Genomic DNA, 26,162 nt, shown 5'->3' with positions numbered 1-26,162 from the left:
CGGGCCTGGCGGCGCGCTGGCGGGCCGGCCGAGGTGCGCCGCCCGCGGTGCCCTCGGTGCCGACGACACGGGCGGGGACCCGATATGTCGGATCCCCGCCCGGAGTCGTCTCGTGCCGCCGAACCCGTCCCGGCGGCGCCAGCGGCCTCAGCCGTGCTGGATGTCGGCCGCCAGCTCCTTCAACCGTGCCTCGTGCTCGCGGCCGTGGTGGCCGCAGAACAGCAGCTCACCCCCGGTCTTGAGGACGGCTCGCACCTTGGCGGCTGCTCCGCACCGGTCGCAACGGTCTGCAGCGGTCAGTTCGGGGCGGGTGAGCGTCGGTGAAGTCATGGGAGTCTCCCTCCGTCCCGGCACCGGCAGCACCGATGCCATCATTCCAGCCGCGACCACTCTGGTGTTACCCCGGCGACCCGAAGGTCAACCGGCTCCGCGGTGCTCGCAGCCTCCACTCTTGCAGACGCCTGGCGGGTCGCAAGTGTTCCCGGCCCGGTGGGAGGCGCGTCACGGTGAATTACGCCGAACGTCGTAGACCGGTTCCGCACAGTGGGAGAAACGCACCCTCGCCACCGGTGTTTCCGGTGGTCAGGCACGATGCCAGGGTGGGAGTGCAGCTGTCCGGGGCCCGGCTGGGGGCCGTTCCGGCGCCGGGATTGTTCGTTCTCAGCGGAATGTCGATGTACCTCGGCGCGGCGCTGGCGGTCGGCCTCTTCGACGTCGCCGCGCCCGCCGGAGTCGCCTGGCTGCGCACGCTGGGCGCCGCGCTGGTGCTGCTCGCCTGGCGGCGGCCGGGCCGCGCGGCGTGGCGGGGCCGGCCGCTGCTGCTCGCCGGCGCCTTCGGCGTGGTCACCGCCGGGATGAACATGCTGTTCTACGAGGCCATCGCCCGGCTGCCGCTGGGTACCGCGGTGGCGCTGGAGTTCGCCGGCCCGGTCGCCGTGGCCGCGGTCGGCTCGCGCGGCGTGCGGGACATCGCCGCACTGGCGCTGGTGGCCTCCGGCGTGATCTGCATCGCCGACGTGCGGCTCACCGGCAGCCCGCTCGGGCTGGCCCTGGCCCTCGGCGCCGCGGCGGCCTGGGCCGGCTACATCCTGCTCGGCCGGCGGGTCGCCCTCGGCGGGGGCGGCCTCGACAGCCTCGCCGTCGGCTTCGCGGTGGCCACGGTCCTGCTGTCCCCGGTGGCGGTCACCACCGGCCCGGTCTGGAGCTCGGCGCACCTGCTGCTGCTCGGAGTGGGCGTGCTCGCTGTGTCCTCCACGGTGGTGCCCTACTGCCTCGACCAGATCGTGCTGCGCCGGGTCGGCCGGTCCCGGTTCGCACTGCTGCTCGCGCTGCTCCCGGTGACCGCCACGGTCATCGGCCTGGTCACCCTCGGCCAGGTCCCCACACCGCTGGAGGCGGTGGGCACGCTGGCCGTGGTGGCCGGCGTCGCGCTGGGCGCGCGGACCCGCCGCGGCGCCGGCGACCGCAACGACCCGATGCCGGAACCGCCGTAACCAGGTGACGGCACGCCGTCGCGCTGGCAGGATGCAACGATGACGACGGCGGAGGAGCTCGCGGACGCCGGAGTGCGCGGCGTGCAGCTCGCCTGGTGCGACAACAACGGCGTCCCCCGCTCCCGGATCGTGCCGATCGACGGGTTCGCCGACGTCGTCACCAGGGGCGTCGGGGTCACCTCGCTGTTCGCGGTGTTCGACAGCCACGACGGCATCACCTACGACCAGGACGTGTTGCCCACCCCGTCGGGGGACGTGCGGTTGCTGCCGGTGGTCGAGCGGGTTCGCCGGCTCGCCGGCCAGCCCGCGCTCGCCTGGGCGCCGGCCCGGCAGGTCGCCGCCGACGGCTCGCCGTGGCCGTACTGCCAGCGCGCCGTGCTGGAACGCCAGGTGGCGGAGGCGGCCCGGCGCGGCTACGAGCTGCGCGCCGGCTACGAGATCGAGTTCGCCGTCACCCCGCTCGGCAGCCGGAACGTGCTCTCCGCGCCGGGGCACCGCGGTCCCGCCTACAGCCCGCACGCCCTGGTGGAGCTGGACGGCTTCGTCGCCGCGCTGCTGCACGACCTCGAGGCCAATGGGCTGCGGGTCGGGCAGCTGCACGCCGAGTACGGGCCCGCGCAGCTCGAGCTGTCCCTCGCCGCGACCGACCCGGTCGCCGCGGCCGACGACCAGCTCCTGGCCCGGCAGACCATCCACGCCGCGGCCCACGCGCACGGCCTGCGGGTCTGCTTCGCGCCGCTGATCGCCCCGCACGTGCCCGGCAACGGCTGGCACCTGCACACCTCGCTCTGGCGGGACGGGCGCAACCTGCTGGCCGGTGCCGACCGGCCGGAGGGCGACGGCGCGGCCTACCTGGCCGGCCTGCTGCGCGACCTTCCGGCGCTCACCGCGATCACCGCGCCGAGTGTGCCGTCGACGATCCGGCTGCGCCCCGGCTACTTCGCCAGCGCCTACGTCTTCTGGGGCGTGCAGAACCGGGAGGCGCCGCTGCGGTACGTGCCGAGCACGCCGCTGCTCGGCGCCGGCCACGCCAACGTCGAGCTCAAACCGTCGGACGCCTCGGCCAACCCCTATCTCGCGCTGGCCGCGGTGCTCGCCGCCGGGCTCGGCGGTGTCGAGGACGGGCTGACCCCGCCCGACCCGATCAACGAGGACCCGGGCACCTGGTCGCCGGCCGAGCGGGTCACCCGCGGCGTGCACCGGCTGCCCGTCTCCGCCGGTGAGCAGGACGCGGCGCTGCGGGCCGCCGACCGGGTCTCCGGGGTGCTCGGGGAGGAGCTGCTCGCCGCCTTCCAGGCCGTGCGGGCCTCCGACGCGGCCTGGGCGGCGGAGCGTGACCTGGTCGAGATCGTCGAAGCGCACCTGTGGCGATACTGAGCCGGCGAGTGGGCGGTACCCGAGTCGCGTGGTGGGAGGAGGCCCGGTGGCTGCCGGGCGGCCGCGCGGTGGTCGACCTCGCCCGCGCGGAGCTGCCGCAGAAGGACGACCTGTGCGGGGCGTTCACCGTGCTCGTCGCGCTGCGCGCGCACGGCGTCGAGGTGCCCGACCAGGACACGGTCGCCGAGGCGGCGGGCACCGTGCGGCTCGCCGGTGGGCGGGCGAGCCGGCCGCCGGGGGAGCCGGAACGCCTCGACTTCCGGCTCCCGCCGCCGAGCACCACCGACCCGGCGCGGGCCGGTACGTCGGCGGCCGGGCTCGCGCGGGCCGTGCGCCGGCTGTCCGCCGACCGGCTACGGGCGGTGCCCGCCCGCGGCGACTGGACGGCCACCGCACTGCGCCGGCTGCTCACCGGCGTCGAACGGCTGCCCGTGGTCGCGCTCGTCGCGAACGTGGCGACCGGCGAGCTCGCCGCGCCGGACACCCCGTGGCGGGCGGTGGCCGACTACCTGGCCACCGGCATGCCACCGCTGTGGCTGTCCCGCTGGCGGGTCGGCCACTTCGTGCTCGTGGCCGGCCGGCTCGACGGCCCGGAGGGCAGCGCCGCGGTCGTCGTGGACGGCTACCCGTCACTGGGTGAGCGCGGGGTGTACCTGCAGCCGCTGCCGCACCTCGCGGCCGCGCTGCGCCGGGAGGGCAGGGCACCGGGCGGGGTGCTGCTGGTGGTGCGGGCCGCCGATGCCGCGGCCGCGCGGGACGTCGTGCTGGCCGCCGGGCTGACCCCCCGGCTGTGGGACAACGGGAGCCCGGCGCCGGACTGAACGCGCTAGTCCCGTAGCTCGTGAAAGTCCCGCGCGGCCGCGCGCTCGGCCTCCGCGAGGCGGGAGTGGCGGCGACCGTAGCAGGCGTAGAGGAGAAGCCCGGCGCCCAGCCACACGGCGAACCGGATCCAGGTGAGCACGTCGAGGTTCAACATCAGGTACAGGCACGCCAGCGCGGCCACGACCGGCAGCACGGGGGAGAGCGGCACCCGGAACGGTCGGCGCAGGTCCGGCCGCCGCCGGCGCAGCACCGGCACCGCCAGCGCGACGATGATCATCGCGGAGAGCGCGCCGATGCTCACCATGTCGGCCAGCTCGCTGATCGGCACGAACGCCGCGAGCAGCGCGATGAGCACCGCGCCGCCGATGGTCATCCGGTGCGGGGTGCCCCACCGCGGGTGCACCGTGCCCAGCGCCTTCGGCAGCAGGCCATCGCGGCCCATGGCGAAGCCGATCCGGCCGATGGTGACCAGTTCCACCATCATCACCGAGGTCAGCCCGGTCACCGCGCCGAGCGCGATCAGCGCGCCCACCCAGTGCATCCCGACCGAGTTGAACGCCGCGGCCAGCGGGGCGCCCTCGTCGATGTTGACGAACGGCACCATGCCGGTCAGCACCAGCGACACGCCGACGTAGAGCAGCGCGCACACCCCGAGCGCGCCGAGGATGCCCACCTTGAGGTCCCGGTCCGGGCGGCGGGCCTCCTCGCCGAGGTTGGCCAGCGCCTCGAACCCGGTGTAGGCGAAGAACACCACCGCCGCCGCGGTGAGCATGCCGGCGATGCCGTAGATCGACTGCTCCATCCCGAGCGCGGCCCGCACCACCGGCTGGTGCAGCACGTCACCGCCGCTGTCCGGGGGCCGCGCCGGCGGGACGAACGGCACGAGGTTGGCGCCACGGACGAAGAACACGCCCACGGCCAGGATCAGCACGCACACCGCGACCTTCACGACGACCAGGGTGTTGGTGAACAGTGCCGACTGCCGGATCCCGGCCACCGCCACCACGGTGAGCACCGCGATGACCAGCACCGCGCCGACGTTCACCGTGGCGTCCTCGCCGAACAGCTCCGGCGGCAGACCGAGCAGGTTGGCCAGGTAGCCCGACCAGCCGCGGGACACCACCGCGGCGCCGAGCGCGAACTCCAGCAGCAGGTCCCAGCCGATGATCCAGGCGAAGATCTCACCGAGCGTGGCGAACGCGTAGGTGTAGGCGCTGCCCGCGGTCGGCACGCCGGAGGCCAGCTCGGCGTAGCACAGCGCGGCCAGCCCGGCGACCACCGCGCTGATCACGAACGACAGCGTCACCGCCGGCCCGGCGTGGTTCTTCGCCTCCACCCCGGCAAGGGTGAAGATCCCGGTACCGATGATGATGCCGATGCCGAAGCCGACCAGGTCACGGCCACGGAGCCGGCGGCGCAGGCCGCCGGTGCGCTGCCGGTCGAGGATGTCGTCGACGTCGAGTGTCCGGAGCACGCCCATCGCGGGCACGGTAGCCGATCATCCGCGCGCGGCGTCCGGGTGTTCCCTGGCGAGGATCGCGGCCTGCACCCGGGAGCGCAACCCGAGCTTGGTGAGCACCCGGGACACGTGCGTCTTCACCGTCGTCTCGCCGATGACCATCCGCCGGGCGATCTGCGCGTTCGACAGGCCCTCACCGAGGCAACCGAGCACCTCACGCTCCCGCTCGGTGAGTTCCGCCAGGCCGGGCGGGGGCGCCGAAGGAGCGGCCGGGGCACTGGCGGCGAAGGCCGCGATCAGCGCCCGGGTGACCTGGGGCGCGAGCACCCCCTCCCCGGCGGCGACCAGGCGCACCGCCTCCACCAGCCGGTCCGCCTCGACCGACTTGAGCAGGAACCCCGCCGCGCCCGCGCGCAGCGCCGAGTAGACGTACTCGTCCAGGTCGAACGTGGTCAGCACCAGCACCTGGGCCAGCCCGTCGGTCACCAGCTCCCTGGTCGCCGTGATCCCGTCGGTGCCCGGCATCCGCACGTCCATCAGCACCAGGTCCGGCTTCAGCGCGCGAGCCTGGCGCACCGCCACGGCACCGTCGGCCGCCTCGCCGACCACCTCGATGCCGTCGGCACCGTCGAGGATCATCACCAGCCCCGCGCGGATCGCGGCGTGGTCGTCGGCCACCAGTACCCGGATGCTCATCCGCCGGGCTCCGGTATCGGCAGCACGGCACGGACGTGCCAGCCCGTGCCCGCGGGCCCGGCCGACAGCGACCCGCCGATCGCGGTGGCGCGTTCCCGCATGTTCAGCAACCCCGTTCCGGTGTCGGCGGTGGCCACGCCACCGCCGGTCAACTCGTTGCTCACCTCGACGCTGAGCTCGGCGCCCCGACGCAGGACCAGCAGCCGGACCCGCGTGCCCGGTGCGTGCTTCATCGCGTTGGTGAGCGCCTCCTGGGCGATCCGGTACGCCGTGAGATCCACCGCGGCCGGCAGCGCGTCGCCGTCGCCGACCTCGGAGTGCAGGTCGACGGTGATCCCCGCGGCCCGCGCCGAGCCGACCAGCCGGGACAGCTCGCGCAGCCGCGCCGGGGCGGCGAGGTCGTCCTCGGCGCCGTTGGCCCGCAGCAGGTCGATCATCGCCCGCATCTCCTCCAACGCGTGCACGCTGTTCTCTCGCACCGAACGCAGCACGACGCCGGCGGTCGCCGGGTCGCCCCGGGACAGCGCGGCCGACGACTGGATGGCGATCGCCGAGAGGTGCCCGGAGATCACGTCGTGCAGGTCCCGCGCCATCCGGGCGCGCTCGGCGGCCAGGGCGGCCGTACGGTCCAGCTCGGCGATCCGGGCCAGCTGGTCGGCGTTGGCCCGCTCGGCGGCGGCGATGTCGCGCTGCTCCCGCACGTTGATCGCCCACCACACGGGGGTGGCGACGAACGGCACGGTCACGACGGCGGCGAGCACCGCGAGCCGCCACTCGGGCACCAGCACGAGCGCGACCACCATCGCCCCCACGGTGAGCACGGCAGCCATCGGGATCATGGCCCGGCTCAGGCGGCGCGAGCCGTAGAGGGTGGCCGCGTAGATCAGGTCGGAGAGGACGATCAGCGGGGGCACGGACAGCCCGAGCACAGCGTCGACACCGACGCCCAGCGCGCCGAGGCCGAGTGCCATGGCAGGCGCCCCGCGGCGCAGCAGCTGCGCCGCGCAGATCGCCGCCAGCACGGCGAAGCGCGCCCACAGCGGCGCCGTGTCGTCGGGGCGGAACAGGACGTAGTACCGCGTGGTGTACAGCAGACCGCCCACGACGAAGAAAGCCACCGCGATCACCACGTCCTGCTGCGGTGGCGGCAACCGGTTCACCCGCAGCCGGGCGAGCCTCGTCCAGTCCGGCACGAGCACCATCACAGCACATCCCCGCCGGGCCGGCCGTCCTACCAAGTGATGACCCCGATGTCGTGCCGCCGCCCGACGCGCCATCGGCCGCCCCACCACAGACTCGGCGTCGTGGACAACATCGTCGACTTCGTCGCCGACAACCCGATGGCCGCGGTGATCGCCGCGGGCGAGGTGGGTTTCTGGGTCTTCATCGTCGCCGGGCTGACGGCGCGATACCTGCTGCGCCTGCCGCGCACCGGCGTCGTGCTGCTCGCCGCGACGCCGCTGATCGATCTCGTCGTGCTCGTCGTGACCATGGTCGACCTCACTCGCGGTGCGCAGGCGACGTGGGTGCACGGCCTGGCCGCGGTGTACCTCGGCTTCAGCGTCGTGTTCGGCCCCAGCATGATCCGCTGGGCCGACGCCCACGTCGCGCACCGGTTCGCCGGCGGGCCGGCGCCGACCAGGCCACCCCGCGGCAGCACGGCGAAACGGCGGCACGAATGGCGGGAGTGGGGCAAGTGCCTGCTCGCCTGCGCGCTGGCCGGCGGGGCGATGCTGCTGCTGATCTTCGTCGCGGGCTCGCCCGAGCAGACCAGGCAGTTGTGGGCGACCGGCGGCTGGCTGCCCCGGCTCGGCTGGGTGGTGGGGATCTGGTTCGTCGTCGGCCCGCTGTGGGCGGAGCTGGGCCCCCGGGACGGCGACCGCGCCGCGGCCCGCGACGGCTCGTGACAGGCTCGCGACAGAAGGGAAACGTCAGAACATGGTCGAGGCACTGGGGATTCTGCTGGTGATCCAGGGAGTGGGCGGGTTCGTCAACCGCGTCGCGGAGAGCTCGTCGTACAGCTGGTTCGTCCAGCTGCACCTGCTGCCGGCGTCGCTGCACATCCCGGCCAGCGTGGTGATGGCCGTGGTCGGCCTGCTGCTCGCCGGCGTGGGGGCACGGCGGCGCGGCAACTCGACACCGTGACCGGCCGTGAATCCGGCCGAGCCCCGGACACGGCATCGGCCCCGGACCGTGGTGGTCCAGGGCCGACGCCGTGGTCGTGCGCTCAGTCGAGATAGTCGCGCAGCACCTGCGACCGCGAGGGGTGGCGCAGCTTCGACATGGTCTTCGACTCGATCTGCCGGATCCGTTCCCGGGTGACCCCGTAGACCTGGCCGATCTCGTCGAGCGTGCGCGGCTGGCCGTCGGTGAGGCCGAACCGCAGCCGGACCACGCCCGCCTCGCGCTCGGACAACGTCTGCAGCACCGACTGGAGCTGGTCCTGCAGCAGCGTGAACGACACCGCGTCCACCGCCACCACGGCCTCGCTGTCCTCGATGAAGTCGCCGAGCTGCGAGTCGCCCTCGTCGCCGATGGTCTGGTCCAGCGAGATCGGCTCCCGCGCGTACTGCTGGATCTCCAGGACCTTCTCCGGGGAGATGTCCATCTCCTTGGCGAGCTCCTCGGGCGTCGGCTCGCGGCCGAGGTCCTGCAGCAGCTCGCGCTGGATCCGGCCCAGCTTGTTGATCACCTCGACCATGTGCACCGGGATGCGGATGGTGCGGGCCTGGTCGGCCATGGCGCGGGTGATGGCCTGCCGGATCCACCAGGTGGCGTAGGTGGAGAACTTGAAGCCCTTGGTGTAGTCGAACTTCTCCACCGCGCGGATCAACCCGAGGTTGCCCTCCTGGATCAGGTCCAGGAACGCCATGCCGCGGCCGGTGTAGCGCTTGGCCAGCGACACCACCAGGCGCAGGTTGGCCTCCAGCAGGTGGTTCTTGGCGCGCTCCCCGTCCCGGACGATCCACCGCAGGTCGCGACGCATCTGGGTGGAGAGCTTCTCGCCCTCCTCCTCGGCGGCCCGCAGCCGGTCCGCCGCGTAGAGCCCGGCCTCGATCCGCTTGGCCAGCTCCACCTCCTCCTCGGCGTTGAGCAGCGCCACCTTGCCGATCTGCTTGAGGTAGGCACGCACCGAGTCGGCGGAGGCGGTGAGCTCGGCGTCCTTGCGCGCCTGCCGCAGCGCCTCGGACTCCTCCTCGTCCCAGACGAAGTCGGGGTCGGTCGGCGACTTCACCCTGGCGGCGGGTGCGCCGTCATCCTCGTCCTCCGGCTCCTCGGCCTCCTCGGTCACCGTGGCGTCGACGACGTCGACCTCCACCGCGTCGACGTCGAGGTCGGACAGGTCGACGTCCTCCAGCTCGACGTCCTCGCCGGGGCCGTCCTGGTCGAGCTTGACCTCGTCGCCCTTGGTGGCCGACTTGGTGCCCTTGCGCCCCTTGCCCGCGGACTTCGCGCCGGACTTGCTGGTGGACTTCGCGGCGGTCTTCCGCGCGGCTGGCTTGCGGCCGGGCGACTTCGCGTCCGCCTCCGTGGCCGCGTCACCCGTGGTGGGGCCGGCCGCCGTGTCCTCGTCGGCGGTCGAGGTCTTGGCGGCGCTCGTTGATTTCGTCCCGCTTCGGGTTGCGGTTCTTGCGGCTGCCACGTACGCCCTTTCACAGCGGTCGATCACGACGAGCCGAGACACGGAGGCCTCAGCTGCCTCAGATTCGGGGATTCCGCCACGGCCTGCGGTTTTGCCGCCGCAGCCGTGGGCCGTGTTCCATTGTAACGACGATGCGCCGGTGAGTCGCCAAGCGATCAACTCCGGCGCGTGCGGCGGCGGCGGGGACCAGGCACGGACCATGGTCGGACCCGGGTACGGGCCGGTCACTGGCCGGTCACCGGCCGCGGAGGTGGGTACCCGGATTCAGTGCCCGAGGCCCTCGGCCGCGGCCAGCGCCGCGCCCACGATCCCGGCGTTGTTCTGCAACGACGCCACGACGATCCTGGTCCGCACGTCCAGCAGCGGAACCCACTTCTCCGCCTTCTTGCTCACCCCGCCGCCGACGATGATCAGGTCGGGCCAGACGAGGTTCTCCAACACGGTCAGGTAACGATCCACCCGCCGCGCCCATTCCGGATACGACAACCCCTCGTTGTCCTTGACCGACGCCGCCGCGCGCGACTCCGCGTCGTGGCCGTCGACCTCGAGGTGACCGAACTCGGTGTTCGGGACGAGCCGACCGTCGAGGAACAGGGCACTGCCGATGCCGGTGCCGAAGGTCAGCAGGGCGACCAGCCCGCTGCGCCCGGCCGGGTCGCCGAACCGGACCTCGGCGAGCCCGGCGGCGTCGGCGTCGTTGAGCACCGACACCTCGTCGAGGTCGCGGCCGATCCGCTTGGCGAACAGCGCGTCGGCGTCGGTGCCGATCCACGACTTGTCGATGTTGGCCGCGGTGCACGCCGTCCCCCGCTTGACCACGGCCGGAAGGGTGACGCCGACCGGGCCGTCCCACGCGAAGTGCTGGACGATCCTGGCCACGACGTCGGCGACCGCCTCCGGGGTGGACGGTTGCGGGGTGTCGATCCGGAGACGGTCGCCGATGAGCCGGCCCTTCTCCAGGTCGACCAGCGCGCCCTTGATCCCGCTGCCGCCGATGTCGATGCCGAAGCCCCGGGTCGCCGTCATTGGCGTCGTCCCTTCCTTCTCGATTCAGAAAGCCGTGTTCCGGCACTGTAGCCGGGTGTGGTCCCATGTTTGCGTGGGAGTTATCGAATCCGCACTCGCCGACGTTGCCGACAGGGTGGCCACCGCCGCCGCCGACCGGGTGCGCACCGCCGGCGAGGAGATGCGCGGTGGCCGGTCGGTGCGGGTGGACACCAAGAGCAGCATCACCGACGTGGTGACCGCGGTGGACCGCGACACCGAGCGGTTCGTCCGGGACATGTTGGCCGAGCTGCGGCCGGGGGAGGCCGTGCTCGGCGAGGAGGAGGGCGGCGCCCCGGGGGAGGGGGTGACCTGGGTGGTCGACCCCATCGACGGCACGGTCAACTTCCTCTACGGCTACCCGTGGTTCGCCGTCTCGGTGGCCGCGCAGGTGGACGGTGTGTCCGTGGCCGGCGCGGTGGTGGAGCCGGTCAGCGGCCGGCGGTGGACCGCCGCGCGCGGCGCGGGGGCCCGGGTGGACGGTCGCCCGCTGCGGGTGTCCGCGCCGACCGGTCTCGACGTGACGCTGCTGAGCACCGGCTACGCCTACCGGCGGGACCGGCGGACCCGGCAGGCCGAGATGGTCGCCGCGATGCTCGGCCGGGTGCGGGACGTCCGCCGTGCGGGCGCGTCGTCGCTGGACCTGTGCGCCGTGGCCGCCGGATGGGTGGACGCCTACGTCGAGCACGGGCTGTCCCGGTGGGACTGGGCGGCCGGCGCGCTGATCGCCGCGGAGGCCGGCGCCGTGGTCGCGCTGCCCGGCGAGGCCGCAGACCTCGGCGAGGACGCCACCTTCGCCGCGGCGCCCACGATCGCCGCGCCACTGCGCGCCGCACTGGTCGAGTCCGGCGCCGCCAAGGTCTGACCTACCCACCGGCCCCTCCGCGTGTCCGCGGCCCGCGCACGTGTGTTTGCCGTTCGCGTCGCCGCGTTGGCGCTTCCCGTCAGTGGTTCACCGGGTCAGCAGTGCGCGTCGCGGGCGGCCCTCAGCAGCGCCGGGTCCAGGTCGGGTGCTCCGCCGGCCGACTGCTCTCCGCCGGTGGCCTCGCCCTGGCTGTTCGACCACTCCCGCAGGTGCCGGAGGATGTCCAGGGTCTCCGTGCGCGGGCGGACGTCCCCGAACCGGGTGCCAATGGCCAGGTCAACGCTGGCGTCCTGGCGCTCGTCCCTGATCAGCTCGGCGCACGGCTCCACCAGGCTCAGCGTCCGCGCGGCGGCGGCACCGTTCGTGCCAAAACGGATCTGGCCTCGGCAGTCCGCCTCCGCCTTCTCGTACGCGGGGTCGTTCGCCGGCTCACTGGCCGCGGTGAACCCGAGCTGCCTCAACTCCTCCGTGGTGACCGCCGCCTGGTTGCGCGCCGCGCCGGCGTTGAGGACTCGGACCCCGACCTTGTCCGGCGGGAGCGGCGTGACGCCGTCCAGCCCGTCGTGCCCCAACCGGGTGTACGTCATCCCATCGGGCGGTTTCGCGGCGGGCTCGCAGCGGATGGCCTCGTCGATGTCGGCCCGGTTGGTGATCGCGTAGCCCCAGACGGACAGGGCGAGCACGGCGAGCACACCGAACACGATCAGCGCGGGCCCCGGCCGGCGCCTGCGGTACGGCCTCACCCCGCGCCCAGCCCGGCCGATTCCCGACGCCACCTGCCCCGTCCCCTTCCCCGATTCGAACGTGCCGTTATGAGCACTGTCGTTGCTGATGAGCCTAGGCGTTACCGGGGTAAGGGGACACCGTTGGGGCACCCGCCCGGTGGGCGTTTCGGCGCGCCGCGCTCTTGTCCCATGTCAGGGCGCCGCACTGGCCGCCAGCGACCCGAACGGGCGAACACCGTCCGAGTGGAGCTGGGCCTGTCGAGTGACATACGTCCCGCCCCCGGGAACCTGTTTCCTCGGCGGGAGACCCATGGGCTACCCTCTGCGGGCTCCGGGCGTAGATCGAGAACACGGAACAGAGATCTGCCTCACTGCGACGCCGGGCACAAAAAGGGGCGCTGGGACGTTGACCAGCGGCACGAAGGACTATCGCGATGGCCTCGGTCGGGCCATCGACACAAGCTGATCGCAGGGGTGAGGGACAATGGCGACCGACTACGACGCTCCGCGCCGCAGCGAGGCCGACGAGCTCGCCGAGGACTCGTTGGAGGAACTGAAGGCGCGGCGCAACGAGACCCAGTCTGGCGTGGTGGACGTGGACGAGGACGCCACCGCGGAGAACTTCGAACTGCCTGGCGCCGACCTGTCCGGGCTCTCCGGCGAGGACCTGACCGTCAAGGTGGTGCCCAAGCAGGCCGACGAGTTCACCTGCTCGGTGTGCTTCCTGGTGCACCACCGGAGTCGCCTGGCCGAGGAGAGCGGCGGTCGGACGATCTGCCGCGACTGCGCCTGACCGGCCTGACCGGCGACCACGCCGGCGGAGCCGGTCACGCGCCGGCCCGCGGGGCGTCCGCGGAAGGCGTGCGGCTCGGGGGATCGTCCACGGGGGCGGTCGAGCACCGCGCTCGGCCGCCACTCGCGTCTGTGACGTCGCTCACGCCTGGTCCGGCCGCGGCTCCGGCGGGGCCGGGCGGTGCTCGCGCAGCAACCCCGCCAGCTGTTCGGGGCGGCGAGTGCTGATCACCCAGTAGGGCGTCGGGTCGGCCGGGTCGGTGAGGTGGATCCGCAGCACCGGTCCCACCCAGCCCCGGTGCACGACGAACGCCGCCGGGTCGAGCTCCGGGCCGAGGGCCTTGCGCTTGCGGTCCCGGTCGATCACGTCGACCTCGCCGACGAACCGCAGCGGCAGGTGCGCGTCGCCGACCCACAGCTCCGGCTCCCCGGACTCGCCGGTGTCCCGCACCTCGACCTTGATCCGCCCCAGCGCCAGCAGCAGCGCGACCACCACCGGGAGCACGATCAGGTAGGGCAGCCAGGCGCGCACGCCCGGGTAGCCCATGTGCACCTCGGCGGCGAGCAGCGCGCCACCGACGAGCGGCAGCGGCCAGCCCCACCATGGAACGTGGAGGCGCTCGGTGTAGCGCGGCCGGCCGGAAGCACCCGCGGTGCCCGGCCCGCCCGGTGCCGTGCCCGGTGTCGTCATCGTGTCGGCCGTCCTGTCCGCCCGCCGTTCGGCCGCGCCCGTGCTGTCACCCACACCACCAGGGTAGTCTCGCCGCCCGTGTCCAGCGTGCAGGTCCTGCTGTCCCGGGTCGACCCCGACGTTCCACTGCCCAGCTACGCCCGGCCCGGTGACGCCGGCGCCGACCTGGTCACCACCTCCGACGTGGTGATCGAGCCGGGAGAGCGGGCGGTGGTCGGCACCGGTGTGGCGATCGCGTTGCCGCCCGGGTACGCCGGGTTCGTGCATCCGCGCTCCGGGCTGGCGGCCAGGGCCGGGCTGTCCGTGGTGAACACACCGGGCACCATCGACTCCGGCTATCGCGGCGAGATCAAGGTCTGCCTGATCAACCACGACCCGCGCGCCCCGATCGTGCTGACCAGGGGGGACCGGATCGCCCAGCTGGTCGTCCAGCGGGTCGAGCACGCCGAGTTCGTCGAGGTCGACCGGCTCGACGAGTCCGAGCGCGGCGCGGGCGGCTACGGTTCGACGGGTGGACACGCCGTCCTCGGCTAGGTTGGACGTGGGAAGGAAACGGAGAGTCAGTGGGGATTTTCGGACGTAAGCGCCGGGCGGACGGGGCCACGTCCCGGGGGCGGCACGCGGCCCCGGAGGTCGACGAGCTGCCCGACGGCGAGGCCGTCGAGGAGGCGGACACCGCCCTGCCGGACTCGGAGCCGGAGACGACCGGCCCGTTCGACGTCGCCGACGCGCCGGAGGACGAGAGCCCGCGGATCGACCTCGGGTCGGTGCGGGTGCCGGTGCCCGACGGTTCCCAGGTGCAGGTCGAGATGGACCAGCAGACCCAGCAGGTGCGCGCGGTGCACGTGGTGACCCCGCACGGCCAGGTCACGGTGAGCGCGTACGCGGCACCGCGCTCCGGTGGGCTGTGGGACGAGGTGGGGGTCGAACTGGCCGACCAGCTCCGCTCCGACGGCGCGAAGGTGGCCACCGGCGAGGGCGAGTGGGGCCTGGAGCTCTCCGCCGTGGTCGGCGAGGTGGCGCTCCGCTTCGTCGGGGTCGACGGGCCGCGGTGGATGCTGCGCGGGGTGATCGCCGGGCCGCAGTCGCTGGCCGCGCAGGCGCCGGCGACGCTGCGGGACATCGTGCGCGACACGATCGTCGTGCGCGGCGACGGGCCGATGCCGGTGCGCACCCCGTTGCCGATCACCCTGCCCCCGGCCGTCGCCGAGCACATCGCCCAGCAGCAGGCCCAGCAGCAGGCCCAACAGGGCTGAGTCCTGCCGTCAGGTCCTGCCGTCAGGCTGAGTCCCGTCGCCAGCGGGCGGAACTCAGCGGATCCCCTCAGCGGATGAACCGAACGCGGATGTCGAGGCCGAGCTCGGCCCACGCGCGGTCGGCGGTGACCGCCACCCCGTCGGCGAGGTCGGCGGCCAGGGCCAGGCAGGCCCGGTCCGCCAGGGACAGCCCGGCCCGACGGGTGGCCGGCCAGAGCCGCGCCGCGTTCGTCGCGGCGCGCACGTCGAAGGCGGCGACGGTCGTGCCCAGCGCGACGAGCGCGGCGGCGTCGTCCTCGGCGGTGTCGCTGCCGAGTTGGGCGAGCTTCTGGACGACCTCGGAGTAGTTGACCGCCGAGATCACCGAGCCGGGAACCAGCTCCGCCACCTGCTCGTGTCCTGGCTCGGCGCGCAGCAGGGCCAGCACGGCGCTGGCGTCCAGGACCGCCGTCACGCCGGGTCCGGCCCGTGCGCGCCGCGCCCGGCCAGCGTGGCGTCGGCGCTGACGTCCTCGTGGGCCGCTTCGGCCCTGCGGTCGGCGATCAGCGCGTCCGCCGCGCTCCCGCTGTGGCCGGAGGTCGCCGCGATCACCCGGCGCTGCACCCGGCGCAACAGGTGCTCCCACTCCTCGAGCACGACGCGGCCGTCCTCGACGTACGCGACGAGCCGTCGACCCGGCTCGATCCCGGCGGCCCGCCGGAGCGGCGCCGGGATCGTCACCCTGCCGTCCGGGCTGGCGGTGAGTTGCGCCCGGGGGGTCTGGTCGTCAACGGCTGCCATGACTCCACCATACCGGACAGGTTCCGATTTCCTGGCGGACAACCGTCGATCCGCCAGACCCGCGGGCCCTCGCCGGATCTCAGCCGGCTCGCCACGATCAGGCACTCGCGCGGGCCTGGAGCCAGGCGAGCACGGCGGCGCGGCCGAGCGACTCGGGGTCCCGGCCGAGCGCCACCAGCGTGGTCTCCCGCACCGTCGCGCGGGGCAGGGCACGTGCCCAGGCGTACGCGGTGGCCGCCGGGTGCACCGGGTCGTCCCCGCACGCCGCGATCCCCACCGGCACCCGCAGCGCGGCCAGCGCGGTCGCCAGCGGAGCCGGGTGCGCCGCCGCGGCCCGCAGGCTCGCCGCCAGGCCCGTGCCGTGCCGTTTCCACGCCCGCCGCAGCTCCGCGGCCAGCCAGTCGGGCACGCCGTCGGTCGCCAGCGCCAGCGCGGCGCTCACCCCGTGCCGGTCCACCAGGTCGGCCGATGCCCGCGCGGCCACCGCGGCCGGGGCGTCCGCCCGCCGGCCGATCCACGCCGGCAACGCGGCCAGGACACCCGCGCACCGCCGCGGGTTGCGAACGGCCCACTCGGTGGCGAGGTGCGCGCCGAGGGAGATCCCGCCGACGACGATCGGCTCACCGGCCGCCGCGGCGAGCTCGTCCAGCACGGCCAGCGACCCGGTGACCAGCGCCGCGCCGGCCGGCGGGGGCGGCGCCACCGCCCGGAGGCCCACCGCGCGCAGTGGCCCCTCGAACACGGCGCGGGCGAACACCTCGTCGGATCCGGTGCCCGGCAGCACCACGGCCTGACGCGCGGGGATAACGGAGCTCACGGTCCGATCCTTTCGTATGGGGGCGGGGCCGCCCGCGGAACGGCTACGCTGGAATCGCATGGGCCGAGAAAGTCGGGGGCCCCGGAGCACAGGAGCAGGCGCCTATGTCCGCCAAAGACGGCGGCTACTTCAGCCGGTTGGTGCGCAAGCTGACCAGCGACGTCGACGTCCTCGACGCCGACGACCTGTCCCAACGGTCCGCGGCCGGCGGTGCTCGGCGGGCCTGCGACTGCCGGTCCGGCGAGGAGGTGACCGTCCTCGGCCGGTTGCGCAGCGTGGAGCTGTGCCCCAGCAGCGAGGCGGCCACGCTGGAGGCCGAGCTGTTCGACGGCACCGAAGGGGTGATCCTGGTGTGGCTGGGCCGGCGCCGCATCCCGGGAATCGAGCCCGGCCGTACCATCAAGGCGCGGGGCCGGATGGCCGACCGGGACGGTCGGAAGGTCCTGTACAACCCGTACTACGAGCTGCAGACGACGTCGTAGCGGCGATCGCGGGTCCAACCTCCACCGACAAGAAGAAGTGGTCGCACACCGTGAGTGAACCCGCCCGCACCGAGCACCGGGCCGCGCCGGCCGACACCCGAGCCGAGGCCCAGGGCGCCGCGGACACGCCCGCCGGCACGGACACCGCCAACACCGGACCGGCTCCGGCTGGCACCGAGCTCCGTCCGCGGACCCCGGTGGAGGCCGGGACCACCGAGGACACCGAGGACACCGAGAGCTCGGACGGCGAGGGGGACGCCGAGGAGCAGGAGCGCATGCCGACCCTGCTCGAGCAGATGGGCGGCGTGTCCGGGCTGATCTACTCGTCGGTGCCGGTCATCGTGTTCGTGCTGGCCAACGCGCTGTTCGGGCTGCAGGTCGGGATCTGGAGCGCGGTCGGCAGCGCGGTCGCCATCACCGTACTGCGGATCGTCCGCAAGGAGCCGCTGCAACCGGCCATCTCCGGCTTCTTCGGGGTGGCGATCGCGGCCTTCATCGCCTACCGCACCGGGTCGGCCAAGGGCTTCTTCCTCTTCGGTATCTGGGCGAGCCTGGTGTACTGCGCGGCGCTCGTGCTGTCGGTGGTGGTGCGCTGGCCGCTGGCCGGCGTGGTGTGGAACGTCCTGAACGGCACCGGCATGGCGTGGCGCAGGGACAAGCCGTCCCGGCACGGCTTCGACATCGCCACCCTGGCGTTGGCGTCGGTCTTCGCCGCCCGGTTCGTGGTGCAGCGCTGGCTCTACGACGAGGACCACACCGGCTGGCTCGCGTTCGCCAAGATCGCGATGGGCTACCCGCTCTACGGGCTGGCCCTGCTCGTCGTGGTGTGGGCGGTGCGCCGCTCGGACAAGCGGCTCAAGGCGCTGGCCGAGGCCGAGGAGGCCGACGAGGCCGACATCGAGACCCGGCTGCGGGCCAAGTACGCCGCCCCACCCCAGCAAGCCTGACCCGTGTCCGCGTTCCCTGCACGCGTTCCCGCGTCGTGCGGCGCTGACACCTGGTCACAGAACGCGGACACACGGTGTGGGGGTCAGTAGCCGAGGGCGGTACGGATCTGGGGCTCGACGTCGGAGTGGGAGACGAACAGCAGCTCGTCGCCGGGCTCCAGCGGGTCGTCCGGGGACGGCACGATGACCCGCTCCCCACGCAGGATGGTGACCAGCGCGGCGTCCTTCGGCAGGTCCACATCGCGCACCGGCCGCCCGGCCAGCGGCGTCTCCTCCGGCAGGGTCAGCTCCACGAGGTTGGTCTGGCTCTGCCGGAACGTCATCAGCCGCACCAGGTCGCCGACGCTGACCGCCTCCTCGACCATCGCGGCCAACATCCGCGGCGTGGACACCGCCACGTCGACGCCCCACGCCTCGGTGAACAGCCACTCGTTGGCCGGGTTGTTCACCCTGGCCACCACCCGGCGGACCGCGAACTCCGTCTTGGCCAGCAGCGACACCACGAGGTTCACCTTGTCGTCGCCGGTGGCGGCGATCACCACGTCGCACAGCTCGAGCCCGGACTCCTCCAGCGTGGACACCTCGCAGGCGTCGCCGAGCACCCAGTCGGCCTGCTCGACCGTCTCCGGCACGAACTGGTCGGACTCCCGCTCGATGAGCATCACGGTGTGCCCGTTCTCCAGCAGCTCGGTGGCGATGGAGCGGCCCACCGCGCCGGCACCGGCGATCGCGACCCGCATCAGCTCTCCTCCTCGGGGGCGGTGGCGGCCACGGTCGTCACGTCACTGACCGTGCCCGAGTGCGCGGCCGCGTAGACGACGTCGTCGGCCTGCAGCACGGTCCTGGAGTCCGGCAGCACGCCGGTGCCGAACCGCATGACGAACGCCACGCGGGCGCCGGTGGCCCGCTGCAGGTCCCGCACGCTGCGGCCGATCCACGCCTCGTGCAGCGGCAGCTGCAGCAGCGCCATCGTGCCGGTGGGGTCCCGCCAGGTCGTCGCCACACCGTCGGGCAGCAGGGTGCGCAGGAACCGGTCGGTGGTCCACGGCACGGTCGCCACCGTGGGGATGCCGAGCCGCTCGTAGACCGCGGCCCGCTTCGGGTCGTAGATCCGGGCCACCACGTGCTCCACGCCGAACGTCTCGCGGGCCACCCGGGCGGAGATGATGTTGGAGTTGTCCCCGCTGGACACCGCGGCGAACGCGCCGGCCCGCTCGATCCCGGCCTCGACCAGCACGCCCCGGTCGAACCCGACCCCGACCACCTGCTGGCCGTGGAAGTCGCTGCCCAGCCGGCGGAAGGCCTGCTGGCTCTTGTCGATCACCGCCACGTCGTGGCCCAGCCGCTCCAGCGCGGCGGCGAGGGACGCGCCCACCCGGCCGCATCCCATGATCACCACGTGCACGCCTGCCTCCTCACCGTGTCGGTGCGTGTCGGTGCGTGTCGGTGCCGTGTGGGTTCCACCTTGCCGCGCCGAACCTACCCGTCGCGGACCCTACGCCGCGATCACCCGGCCCGTCGTCCGCCGGGAGTCGTACGGGCGCCCCGGCGGCTCGTCGCCTCCGTTGGAGAACGGGCGGCCCGGCGTGGGCCGGTCCGGGAGGGTGAACCGGGCGACATACCCTTTCGCGGTGCCCAAGTTCACCACGGTCGCGAAGAGGCTGGTCCTGGGTCGGCCGTTCCGCAGCGACCGGCTCTCGCACACGCTGCTGCCCAAGCGCATCGCGCTGCCCGTGTTCGCCTCCGACCCGATGTCGAGCGTGGCCTACGCGCCCGAGGAGATCCTCCTCATGCTCTCCATCGCGGGGGCCTCGGCATACGTGTTCAGCCCCTGGATCGGGCTGGTGGTCGCGCTGGTCATGGTCGCGGTGGTGGCCTCCTACCGGCAGAACGTGCGGGCCTACACCTCCGGCGGCGGCGACTACGAGGTGGCCACGGTCAACCACGGTCCGCGCTGGGGGCTGATGGTGGGCAGCGCGCTGCTGGTGGACTACGTGCTCACGGTGGCCGTGTCGATCGCCTCGGCCGCGGCCAACATCGGCTCCGCCATCCCGTTCGTCGCCACCCACAAGGTGGAGTTCGCGGTGGCGGCGATCGTGCTGCTCACCGCCATGAACCTGCGCGGCGTCCGGGAGTCCGGCACCACGTTCGCGATCCCGTCCTACGCCTTCGTGCTCGGCATCCTGGCGATGATCGTCTGGGGCGCGTTCCGAGTGTTCGTGCTGGACGAGTCGGTCCGCGCGGAGAGCGCCGACCTGGTCCTGCAGGAGGAGGGCGACCACCTCGTCGGGTTCGGCCTGGTGTTCCTGGTACTGCGGGCGTTCTCCTCCGGCAGCGCGGCGCTGACCGGGGTGGAGGCGATCGCCAACGGCGTGCCCGCGTTCCGCAAGCCGAAGGGCCGCAACGCCGCCACCACGCTGCTGATGATGGGCACGCTGGCCATCACGATGTTCCTCGGCCTGCTGTTCCTGGCCGGGGCCACCGGGGCGGTGCTGGCCGAGCACCCGGAGACGCAGCTGGTCAACGCCCCCGAGGGCTACGAGCAGAAGACCCTGGTCGCGCAGCTGGCCAACGCCGTCTTCGCCGACTTCGACCCGGCCATCTGGTGGGTGATCTTCTTCACCGGCCTCGTCCTGGTGCTGGCCGCGAACACCGCGTTCAACGGCTTCCCGGTGCTCGGCTCGATCCTCGCCCAGGACCGGTACCTGCCCCGGCAGCTGCACACCCGTGGCGACCGGCTGGCGTTCTCCAACGGCATCCTGTTCCTCGCCGGGTTCGCCATCGTGCTGGTGGTGGTGTTCGAGGCCGAGGTCACGAAGCTCATCCAGCTCTACATCGTCGGCGTGTTCGTGTCGTTCGTGCTCAGCCAGAGCGGGATGATCCGGCACTGGAACCGGTTGCTGCGCACCGAGACCGACCCGGAGGCGCGGCGGCGGATGCGCCGCTCCCAGGCGATCAACTCCTTCGGCCTGTTCATGACGGCCTCGGTGCTGGTCATCGTGCTGGCGACGAAGTTCCTCGCCGGGGCATGGATCTCGATCGTGGCGATGGCCGCGATCTACTGGTTGATGCGCGCGATCCGCCGGCACTACGACCGGGTGGGCGAGGAGTTGCGCGCCGAGGACCGCAGGCCCGCAGTGCTGCCCTCCCGCAACCACGCCGTCGTGCTGGTGTCGACCCTGCACAAGCCGACGCTGCGGGCGCTGGCCTACGCGAAGGCGACCCGGCCGGACGTGCTCGAGGCGGTGACCGTCAACGTCGACGACGCCGACACCCGCCGGCTGGTCGACGAGTGGGACAAGCACGACTTCCGCATCCCGCTGAAGGTGATCGAGTCGCCGTACCGGGAGATCACCAAGCCCGTGCTGGACTACGTGAAGCGGGTGCGCGGCGACAACCCGCGCGACGTGGTGACCGTGTTCATCCCGGAGTACGTGGTCGGGCGCTGGTGGGAGCAGCTGTTGCACAACCAGAGCGCGTTGCGGCTGAAGGGCCGGCTGCTGTTCCAGCCGGGCGTGATGGTCACCAGCGTGCCATGGCAGCTCGAGTCCTCGAAGCTGCGGTCCCGCCGCTCGACACTGGAGCGGCCGGCCGCCGGCGACGTCCGGCGCGGCCTGTACGGCGCGCAGCGGATCACCGAGCCGCGCGAGCCGCGCGGCTCGCGCGCCGACGCCGGCGCGCCGGCCCGCGGCGAGCCCCGGGAGCGGGAAACCAGGTCGTGACCGGCGGGCGGCGGGCAGAGAGCTGGGTGGGTCGCACGGTCGAGGCCGAGGTCGGCCCGGTCGCGCACGGCGGGCACTGCGTGTCCAGGGTGGAGGGCCGGGTGGTGTTCGTCCGGCACGCGCTGCCGGGGGAGCTGGTGCTGGCCGAGGTCACCGAGGACAGGGGTGGTGGGTTCTGCCGGGCCGACGCCGTGCGGGTGCTGCGCTCCTCACCGCACCGGGTGGAGCCGGTGTGCCCGCTGGCCGCGCCCGGGCTGTGCGGCGGCTGCGACTGGCAGCACGCCACCCCTCAGGCGCAGCGGGAGCTCAAGGCGCAGGTGGTCGCCGAGCAGCTGCGCCGGCTGGCCGGGCTGGACCTCGCGGTCGAGGTCGAGGCGCTGCCTGGCGGCCCACTCGGCTGGCGCAGCCGGGTGCGGCTGGTCGTCGACCCCGCCGGCCGGCCGGGCCTGCGGGCGCACCGCAGCCACCGGGTGATCCCGCTGGCCGGCTGCCCCATCTCGGTGCCCGGTGCGCTCGACGAGGCGCTGACCGGCGGGTGGCGGCCGGGCAGCGAGTTGGAGGTCACCGCCGACGCCGCCGGCCGCACCCACCTGCGCGAGCTGGCCCCCGCCCGCGGCGGGGCGGCCGGTCGCGGGCGGCACCGGGCCCGCCAGATCCAGGGCGGGGTGGCGGTGCAGTACGCCGCCGGTCGGGAGTGGCGGATCGCCGCGCACGGCTTCTGGCAGGTGCATCCCGCGGCGGCCGACACCCTCGCCACCGTGGTGGGGGAGTGGGCCGGCGCGCGGCGCGGTGGCCGCGCGTGGGACCTGTACGCGGGGGTCGGGTTGTTCGCGTCGGTGCTGGCCGAGCAGGTCGGCCCCGGCGGCGAGGTGCTGGCCGTGGAGTCCGGCCGGCGGGCCGTGGCCGACGGCGAGGCGAACCTGGCCGACCTTCCGCAGGTGACGTGGCGGGCCGGCCGGGTGGAGCAGGTGCTGGACCAGCGGGACGACCGCCCGGAGGTGGTCGTGCTGGACCCGCCGCGCAAGGGCGCCGGCGCTGCCGTGGTGGAGGCCGTGGCGCGGGCCACCCCGGATCGGGTGGTGTACGTGGCGTGCGACCCGGCGGCACTGGCCCGCGACGTCGCCACGTTCGCCGGCCACGGCTACTCGCTGGCGAGGCTGCGGGCGTTCGACGCGTTCCCGATGACCCACCACGTGGAGTGCGTGGCCCTCCTCACCCGCGACTGACCCCGGCGTCCTCCCTGAGCAGGTCGGCGCACTTCTCCCCGATGGCCATCGTGGTGATGCACGGGTTGACCGTGACCAGGAACGGCATCACCGACCCGTCGGCGACCCGCAGCCCGTCGACGCCGCGCACCCGCAGCCGGGCGTCCAGCGGCGCCATCCGGTCGCCGTCCGGGCCCATCTTGATGGTGCTCGACGGGTGGTAGACGGTGTTGTGCGTCTTGCGGATGTAGTCGGCGATCTCGTCGTCGCCGCGAGTGTCCACCCCCGGCGCGAGCTCCGGCCCCGCCCACTCCGCCATCGCCGGCTGCGCCACGATCTCGCGGGCCAGCCGGATGCCGTGGGTCATCACCCGGATGTCATGGGGATGGGTGAAGTACCGCGGGTCGACCCTGGGCTTGTCGCGGAAGTCGCGGGTGCGCAGCCGGACGGTGCCGGTGGACCGGGCGCGGGTCACGTTGGGTGTGAGGCAGAACCCGTTCTCGGTCGTGGGGTAGCCGTGCCGCAGGGTGTTCAGGTCGAACGGAACCGAACCGTAGTGGAACATCAGGTCCGGCCGGTCCAACCCGTCCTCGGTGGTGGTGAAGATGCCGATCTCCCACCACTGGGTGGAGACGGTGACCATCGGCCGCTTCGCCTCCCACTGGACCAGCCCCTCCGGGTGGTCCTGCAGGTTCTCCCCGACGCCGGGCGCGTCGACCAGCACGTCGACGCCGACCTCGCGCAGGTGCTCGGCCGGCCCGATGCCGGAGAGCATGAGCAGCTTCGGGCTGTCGATGGCGCCGGCGCTGACCACCACCTCGCGCCGGGCCCGCACCTCCTCGCTGTGCAGCAGGTCCTCGGTGAGCACCTCCACCCCGGTGCAGCGCCGGCCGTCGAACGTCAGCCGCTTGGCCCGCACGCCGGTGCGCACCTCGAGGTTCGGCCGCCGACCGAGGACCGGGTGCAGGTAGGACACCGAGGCCGACGCGCGCACGCCGTCCTCCCTGGCGTTGATCTGGAACCAGCTCGCGCCGCGCACCACGGTCTTCCCGGCGTTGAACTCGGTCCGCGGGATCCCCGCCTGCTCGCACGCCCGCAGCAGCGCCGTGCCGGCCGGGTCGGTGCCGGGCACCGTGCGGATCCGCACCGGGCCGGAGCGCCCGTGGTGCTCGCCGGGGCCGTCGTTGTTCTCCAGCCGGCGGTACAGCGGGAAGACGTCCGCGGCCGACCAGCCAGGCAGGCCGAGCGCGGCCCACTCGTCGAGGTCCTCGGCCGGCGCCCAGAACGCGATGCAGGAGTTGTGCGAGGAGCACCCGCCGAGCACCTTCGCCCTGGCGTGCCGCAGGAACGAGTTGCCCGACTCCTGCGGCTCCACCGGGTAGTCCCAGTCGTAGCCGGACTCCAGCAGCGCCATCCACCGGTCCAGCTCAAGCACCGCCTTGTCGTCCACATCGGACGGACCGGCCTCGAGAAGGCACACCGACACGTCCGGGTCCTCGGACAGCCGGGCGGCCACCACCGATCCCGCCGTGCCACCGCCCACCACGACGTAGTCGAACTCCCGCGTCACCGAACTCCTCCTCGCCTCGTTCGCCGCTGTCGCCGTCATCGGCGGGGGTCGCCGCCGGAGAACCAGCCGGACGGCGCCGGCCGCAGGTTCTGGTAGATGTGCTTGGTCTCCTGGTACTCGGCCAGCCCGGTGGGGCCCAGCTCGCGGCCGAAGCCCGACTGCTTGAACCCGCCCCACTCCGCCTGAGGCAGGTAGGGGTGGAAGTCGTTGATCCAGATGGTGCCGTGCCGCAGCCGCTGCGCCACCCGCTGCGCCCGCGAGGCGTCGTCGGTGAACACCGCGCCGGCCAGGCCGTAGTGGGTGTCGTTGGCGATCCGCACCGCCTCGTCCTCGTCGGCGAAGGTCTCCACGGTGAGCACCGGCCCGAACGACTCCTCCCGCACGGCCGTGTCGCCGCCGCGCACGCCGTCGAGCACGGTCGGCAGGTAGTAGAACCCGTTGGCGAGCCGGGGGTCGTCCGGGCGGCGACCGCCGGTGAGCAGCCGGGCGCCCTCGTCGAGTGCCGCCGCGACGTAGGCCTCGACCTTCTCCCGGTGCCCCGCCGAGATGAGCGGGCCGGCCTCGGCGTCCGGGTCGAACGGCCCGCCCAGCCGGATCCGCTCGGCCCTGCGCACCACCTCGGCGACGAACTCGTCGTGGATCTCGCGCTGCACGATCAGCCGGGAGCCGGCCGAGCAGACCTGCCCGGAGTGCAGGAAGATCGCGGTGACCGCGTAGTCGGCGGCGGTGTCGAAGTCGGCGTCGGCGAACACCACGTTCGGGTTCTTCCCGCCCAGCTCCAGCGCCACCTTCTTGACCGTCGCGGCCGCGGCGGCGGCGATCGTGCGCCCGGTGACCAGGCCACCGGTGAACGACACCAGGTCGACGTCCGGGTGCTCGGCCAGCGGTGCCCCGGCGTCGGCCCCCGGGCCGAGCACGAGGTTGGCCGCCCCGGCCGGCACGCCCGCGTCGGTGAGCAGCCGCATCAGCAGGATCGCGGTGCTCGGGGTCAGCTCGCTCGGCTTGAGCACGAACGTGTTGCCCGCGGCCAGCGCCGGCGCCACCTTCCAGGCGGTCTGCAGCAACGGGTAGTTCCACGGCGTGATGAGCCCGCACACGCCGACCGGCTCGTGCACCACCCGGCTGATCGCGTTCGGGTCGCCGCTGTCGACGACCCGGCCGGCGTTCATCGCGGCCAGCTTGCCGAAGTACCGGAAGCAGGCGGCGATGTCGTCCATGTCGATCTCGCTCTCCACCAGCCGCTTGCCGGTGTCCAGCGACTCGGCCCTCGCGAACTCCGCCTTGCGCTCCACCAGCAGGTCGGCCGCGCGCAGCAGCACGTCGCCCCGCTCGGCGGCCGGGGTGTGCGGCCACGGCCCGCTGTCGAAGGCGGCGCGGGCGGCGGCGATCGCCGCCTCGGCGTCGGCCCTACCACCCTCGTCGACGGTGGTCACCAGCGTGCCGTCGGCGGGGCAGCGGATCTCCCTGGTCCCGCCGCCGGCCGCGCCGACCCACTCGCCGCCGATGAAGAAGTCCGGCATCTGCTTGGCCTCCCCGTTTCCGTGCGGTGATCGCGATCGGGGCCGGATCCTACGTGCCGGGGAGGCGCCGGCCCATGCGTGACGAGACGCCGCTCACCCAGCACATCCGAACGGGTGGCTCGCGCGTCCCCCGAGGGAGTGGCCCGCCATCCCCGGTCCCCGCGGACCTCGTCCTGGAGCGCCGGCGGAGAACGGAGCAAGCCGTCGGCCGGGGTGGCGCCCGCTCCGTAGACTGGGCGGACGACCCGGAAACGCC

29 protein-coding genes are annotated in these 26,162 nt (G+C 73.5%); 13 read left to right on the top strand and 16 right to left on the bottom strand.

The annotated features are described in order from the left end of the window. Positions 1 to 147 precede the first annotated feature (147 nt). Positions 148 to 330 (bottom strand): DUF7455 domain-containing protein, encoded by a 183-nt coding sequence (locus BM051_RS24475; protein WP_092535052.1) that lies wholly within the window; start codon positions 328 to 330, stop codon positions 148 to 150. Between the two features lie 344 nt (positions 331 to 674). Here BM051_RS24475 and BM051_RS24470 point away from each other — a divergent pair, with 344 nt between their 5' ends. The 3 genes from BM051_RS24470 to BM051_RS24460 are packed head-to-tail and all read left to right on the top strand — an operon-like array spanning position 675 to position 3,691. After that, complete coding sequence (locus tag BM051_RS24470; protein WP_208326019.1) at positions 675 to 1,493, top strand: EamA family transporter; 819 nt, start codon at positions 675 to 677, stop codon at positions 1,491 to 1,493. 39 nt (positions 1,494 to 1,532) lie between these two features. After that, a complete protein-coding gene (locus BM051_RS24465; RefSeq protein WP_092535049.1) occupies positions 1,533 to 2,870 on the top strand; it encodes a type I glutamate--ammonia ligase in 1,338 nt (445 codons plus the stop codon). A gap of 8 nt (positions 2,871 to 2,878) precedes the next feature. Next, the gene (locus BM051_RS24460; RefSeq protein WP_092535046.1) at positions 2,879 to 3,691 is read left to right on the top strand and encodes a DUF6885 family protein; all 813 of its coding nucleotides are present in this window, start codon (positions 2,879 to 2,881) and stop codon (positions 3,689 to 3,691) included. Between the two features lie 5 nt (positions 3,692 to 3,696). On the opposite strand, the gene BM051_RS24455 is transcribed toward BM051_RS24460, so the two are convergent. The 3 genes from BM051_RS24455 to BM051_RS24445 are packed head-to-tail and all read right to left on the bottom strand — an operon-like array spanning position 3,697 to position 7,049. After that, complete coding sequence (locus tag BM051_RS24455) at positions 3,697 to 5,172, bottom strand: amino acid permease (protein WP_092535043.1); 1,476 nt, start codon at positions 5,170 to 5,172, stop codon at positions 3,697 to 3,699. Positions 5,173 to 5,190: 18 nt separating this feature from the next. Next, positions 5,191 to 5,847: a response regulator gene (locus tag BM051_RS24450; protein ID WP_092535040.1), complete on the bottom strand. Its 657-nt coding sequence runs from the start codon at positions 5,845 to 5,847 to the stop codon at positions 5,191 to 5,193. Beyond that, complete coding sequence (locus BM051_RS24445) at positions 5,844 to 7,049, bottom strand: sensor histidine kinase (RefSeq protein WP_092535037.1); 1,206 nt, start codon at positions 7,047 to 7,049, stop codon at positions 5,844 to 5,846. The genes BM051_RS24450 and BM051_RS24445 overlap by 4 nt, the downstream gene beginning before the upstream one ends. Positions 7,050 to 7,151: 102 nt before the next feature. Here BM051_RS24445 and BM051_RS24440 point away from each other — a divergent pair, with 102 nt between their 5' ends. After that, a complete protein-coding gene (locus BM051_RS24440; RefSeq protein ID WP_092535034.1) occupies positions 7,152 to 7,754 on the top strand; it encodes a hypothetical protein in 603 nt (200 codons plus the stop codon). Between the two features lie 31 nt (positions 7,755 to 7,785). Then, entirely contained in the window at positions 7,786 to 7,992 is a 207-nt protein-coding gene (locus BM051_RS24435; protein ID WP_092535031.1) for an MYXO-CTERM sorting domain-containing protein, read from the top strand. 82 nt (positions 7,993 to 8,074) lie between these two features. On the opposite strand, the gene BM051_RS24430 is transcribed toward BM051_RS24435, so the two are convergent. Further along, positions 8,075 to 9,490 (bottom strand): RNA polymerase sigma factor, encoded by a 1,416-nt coding sequence (locus BM051_RS24430; protein ID WP_279587071.1) that lies wholly within the window; start codon positions 9,488 to 9,490, stop codon positions 8,075 to 8,077. A gap of 264 nt (positions 9,491 to 9,754) precedes the next feature. Continuing rightward, a complete protein-coding gene (ppgK, locus tag BM051_RS24425) occupies positions 9,755 to 10,516 on the bottom strand; it encodes a polyphosphate--glucose phosphotransferase (protein WP_092535028.1) in 762 nt (253 codons plus the stop codon). Between the two features lie 73 nt (positions 10,517 to 10,589). Here ppgK and BM051_RS24420 point away from each other — a divergent pair, with 73 nt between their 5' ends. Further along, positions 10,590 to 11,399 (top strand): inositol monophosphatase family protein, encoded by an 810-nt coding sequence (locus tag BM051_RS24420; protein WP_279587070.1) that lies wholly within the window; start codon positions 10,590 to 10,592, stop codon positions 11,397 to 11,399. A 95-nt stretch (positions 11,400 to 11,494) separates the two neighbouring features. Here the strand turns inward: BM051_RS24420 and cei are convergent, their stop codons facing one another. Further along, positions 11,495 to 12,175: an envelope integrity protein Cei gene (gene cei, locus BM051_RS24415; RefSeq protein WP_092535022.1), complete on the bottom strand. Its 681-nt coding sequence runs from the start codon at positions 12,173 to 12,175 to the stop codon at positions 11,495 to 11,497. Between the two features lie 433 nt (positions 12,176 to 12,608). Here cei and BM051_RS24410 point away from each other — a divergent pair, with 433 nt between their 5' ends. Further along, the gene (locus tag BM051_RS24410; protein WP_092535019.1) at positions 12,609 to 12,917 is read left to right on the top strand and encodes a DUF4193 domain-containing protein; all 309 of its coding nucleotides are present in this window, start codon (positions 12,609 to 12,611) and stop codon (positions 12,915 to 12,917) included. A gap of 141 nt (positions 12,918 to 13,058) precedes the next feature. Here the strand turns inward: BM051_RS24410 and BM051_RS24405 are convergent, their stop codons facing one another. Next, on the bottom strand, positions 13,059 to 13,607 hold the full coding sequence (locus BM051_RS24405) for a DUF3093 domain-containing protein (RefSeq protein ID WP_092535156.1): 549 nt from the start codon (positions 13,605 to 13,607) through the stop codon (positions 13,059 to 13,061). Between the two features lie 78 nt (positions 13,608 to 13,685). Between BM051_RS24405 and dut the strand changes: the two genes are divergently transcribed. Beyond that, positions 13,686 to 14,141 carry a dUTP diphosphatase gene (dut, locus tag BM051_RS24400; RefSeq protein ID WP_092535016.1) on the top strand — a complete coding sequence of 152 codons (456 nt, stop codon included), beginning with the start codon at positions 13,686 to 13,688 and terminating at the stop codon, positions 14,139 to 14,141. A 29-nt stretch (positions 14,142 to 14,170) separates the two neighbouring features. Beyond that, positions 14,171 to 14,863, top strand: a complete 693-nt coding sequence (locus BM051_RS24395; protein WP_092535013.1) for a DUF3710 domain-containing protein — start codon at positions 14,171 to 14,173, stop codon at positions 14,861 to 14,863. A 67-nt stretch (positions 14,864 to 14,930) separates the two neighbouring features. Here the strand turns inward: BM051_RS24395 and BM051_RS24390 are convergent, their stop codons facing one another. The 3 genes from BM051_RS24390 to BM051_RS24380 all read right to left on the bottom strand — a co-directional run bounded on the left by BM051_RS24390 (position 14,931) and on the right by BM051_RS24380 (position 16,460). Beyond that, positions 14,931 to 15,317: a type II toxin-antitoxin system VapC family toxin gene (locus tag BM051_RS24390; protein ID WP_092535010.1), complete on the bottom strand. Its 387-nt coding sequence runs from the start codon at positions 15,315 to 15,317 to the stop codon at positions 14,931 to 14,933. Then, entirely contained in the window at positions 15,314 to 15,643 is a 330-nt protein-coding gene (locus BM051_RS24385) for an AbrB/MazE/SpoVT family DNA-binding domain-containing protein (RefSeq protein ID WP_134046352.1), read from the bottom strand. The genes BM051_RS24390 and BM051_RS24385 overlap by 4 nt, the downstream gene beginning before the upstream one ends. 97 nt (positions 15,644 to 15,740) lie before the next feature. Next, on the bottom strand, positions 15,741 to 16,460 hold the full coding sequence (locus tag BM051_RS24380) for an alpha/beta fold hydrolase (RefSeq protein ID WP_092535007.1): 720 nt from the start codon (positions 16,458 to 16,460) through the stop codon (positions 15,741 to 15,743). A gap of 104 nt (positions 16,461 to 16,564) precedes the next feature. Here BM051_RS24380 and BM051_RS24375 point away from each other — a divergent pair, with 104 nt between their 5' ends. Continuing rightward, positions 16,565 to 16,942 (top strand): OB-fold nucleic acid binding domain-containing protein, encoded by a 378-nt coding sequence (locus BM051_RS24375; protein WP_092535004.1) that lies wholly within the window; start codon positions 16,565 to 16,567, stop codon positions 16,940 to 16,942. A gap of 275 nt (positions 16,943 to 17,217) precedes the next feature. Then, positions 17,218 to 17,889, top strand: a complete 672-nt coding sequence (locus BM051_RS24370) for a DUF3159 domain-containing protein (RefSeq protein WP_092535153.1) — start codon at positions 17,218 to 17,220, stop codon at positions 17,887 to 17,889. A gap of 83 nt (positions 17,890 to 17,972) precedes the next feature. Here BM051_RS24370 and BM051_RS24365 read toward each other — a convergent pair whose 3' ends face one another. The 3 genes from BM051_RS24365 to BM051_RS29240 form a co-directional block, all read right to left on the bottom strand. Then, positions 17,973 to 18,629: a potassium channel family protein gene (locus tag BM051_RS24365; RefSeq protein WP_092535001.1), complete on the bottom strand. Its 657-nt coding sequence runs from the start codon at positions 18,627 to 18,629 to the stop codon at positions 17,973 to 17,975. Next, complete coding sequence (locus tag BM051_RS24360; protein ID WP_092534998.1) at positions 18,629 to 19,294, bottom strand: potassium channel family protein; 666 nt, start codon at positions 19,292 to 19,294, stop codon at positions 18,629 to 18,631. The genes BM051_RS24365 and BM051_RS24360 overlap by 1 nt, the downstream gene beginning before the upstream one ends. A 90-nt stretch (positions 19,295 to 19,384) precedes the next feature. Continuing rightward, a complete protein-coding gene (locus BM051_RS29240) occupies positions 19,385 to 19,528 on the bottom strand; it encodes a hypothetical protein (RefSeq protein ID WP_166677839.1) in 144 nt (47 codons plus the stop codon). Between BM051_RS29240 and BM051_RS24355 the strand changes: the two genes are divergently transcribed. Then, entirely contained in the window at positions 19,521 to 21,611 is a 2,091-nt protein-coding gene (locus BM051_RS24355; RefSeq protein ID WP_092534995.1) for an APC family permease, read from the top strand. The genes BM051_RS29240 and BM051_RS24355 overlap by 8 nt on opposite strands. Before the next feature lie 26 nt (positions 21,612 to 21,637). Continuing rightward, positions 21,638 to 22,837, top strand: coding sequence for a class I SAM-dependent RNA methyltransferase (locus BM051_RS24350; protein ID WP_243859780.1), 1,200 nt, complete (start codon positions 21,638 to 21,640; stop codon positions 22,835 to 22,837). On the opposite strand, the gene BM051_RS24345 is transcribed toward BM051_RS24350, so the two are convergent. Then, positions 22,824 to 24,386: a GMC family oxidoreductase gene (locus BM051_RS24345; protein ID WP_092534989.1), complete on the bottom strand. Its 1,563-nt coding sequence runs from the start codon at positions 24,384 to 24,386 to the stop codon at positions 22,824 to 22,826. The genes BM051_RS24350 and BM051_RS24345 overlap by 14 nt on opposite strands. Before the next feature lie 35 nt (positions 24,387 to 24,421). After that, positions 24,422 to 25,906 (bottom strand): aldehyde dehydrogenase family protein, encoded by a 1,485-nt coding sequence (locus BM051_RS24340; RefSeq protein WP_092534986.1) that lies wholly within the window; start codon positions 25,904 to 25,906, stop codon positions 24,422 to 24,424. Between the last annotated feature and the right edge of the window lie 256 nt (positions 25,907 to 26,162).

It is taken from the genome of Amycolatopsis arida, assembly GCF_900115565.1.
GTDB classification, from domain to species: domain Bacteria; phylum Actinomycetota; class Actinomycetes; order Mycobacteriales; family Pseudonocardiaceae; genus Yuhushiella; species Yuhushiella arida.
The sequence above is the reverse complement of the archived record's forward strand: the minus strand, read 5'-3'. Positions and strand labels throughout refer to the sequence as shown.

Excerpts from the sequence above, each read along its gene's own strand:
- BM051_RS24475 (WP_092535052.1), bottom strand. The coding sequence starts at position 330 with ATGACTTCACCGACGCTCACCCGCCCCGAACTGACCGCTGCAGACCGT.
- BM051_RS24470 (WP_208326019.1), top strand. The coding sequence starts at position 675 with ATGTACCTCGGCGCGGCGCTGGCGGTCGGCCTCTTCGACGTCGCCGCG.
- BM051_RS24465 (WP_092535049.1), top strand. The coding sequence starts at position 1,533 with ATGACGACGGCGGAGGAGCTCGCGGACGCCGGAGTGCGCGGCGTGCAG.
- BM051_RS24455 (WP_092535043.1), bottom strand. The coding sequence starts at position 5,172 with ATGGGCGTGCTCCGGACACTCGACGTCGACGACATCCTCGACCGGCAG.
- BM051_RS24450 (WP_092535040.1), bottom strand. The coding sequence starts at position 5,847 with ATGAGCATCCGGGTACTGGTGGCCGACGACCACGCCGCGATCCGCGCG.
- BM051_RS24445 (WP_092535037.1), bottom strand. The coding sequence starts at position 7,049 with ATGGTGCTCGTGCCGGACTGGACGAGGCTCGCCCGGCTGCGGGTGAAC.
- BM051_RS24435 (WP_092535031.1), top strand. The coding sequence starts at position 7,786 with ATGGTCGAGGCACTGGGGATTCTGCTGGTGATCCAGGGAGTGGGCGGG.
- ppgK (WP_092535028.1), bottom strand. The coding sequence starts at position 10,516 with ATGACGGCGACCCGGGGCTTCGGCATCGACATCGGCGGCAGCGGGATC.
- BM051_RS24410 (WP_092535019.1), top strand. The coding sequence starts at position 12,609 with ATGGCGACCGACTACGACGCTCCGCGCCGCAGCGAGGCCGACGAGCTC.
- BM051_RS24405 (WP_092535156.1), bottom strand. The coding sequence starts at position 13,607 with ATGACGACACCGGGCACGGCACCGGGCGGGCCGGGCACCGCGGGTGCT.
- BM051_RS24385 (WP_134046352.1), bottom strand. The coding sequence starts at position 15,643 with ATGGCAGCCGTTGACGACCAGACCCCCCGGGCGCAACTCACCGCCAGC.
- BM051_RS24375 (WP_092535004.1), top strand. The coding sequence starts at position 16,565 with ATGTCCGCCAAAGACGGCGGCTACTTCAGCCGGTTGGTGCGCAAGCTG.
- BM051_RS24370 (WP_092535153.1), top strand. The coding sequence starts at position 17,218 with ATGCCGACCCTGCTCGAGCAGATGGGCGGCGTGTCCGGGCTGATCTAC.
- BM051_RS24365 (WP_092535001.1), bottom strand. The coding sequence starts at position 18,629 with ATGCGGGTCGCGATCGCCGGTGCCGGCGCGGTGGGCCGCTCCATCGCC.
- BM051_RS24340 (WP_092534986.1), bottom strand. The coding sequence starts at position 25,906 with ATGCCGGACTTCTTCATCGGCGGCGAGTGGGTCGGCGCGGCCGGCGGC.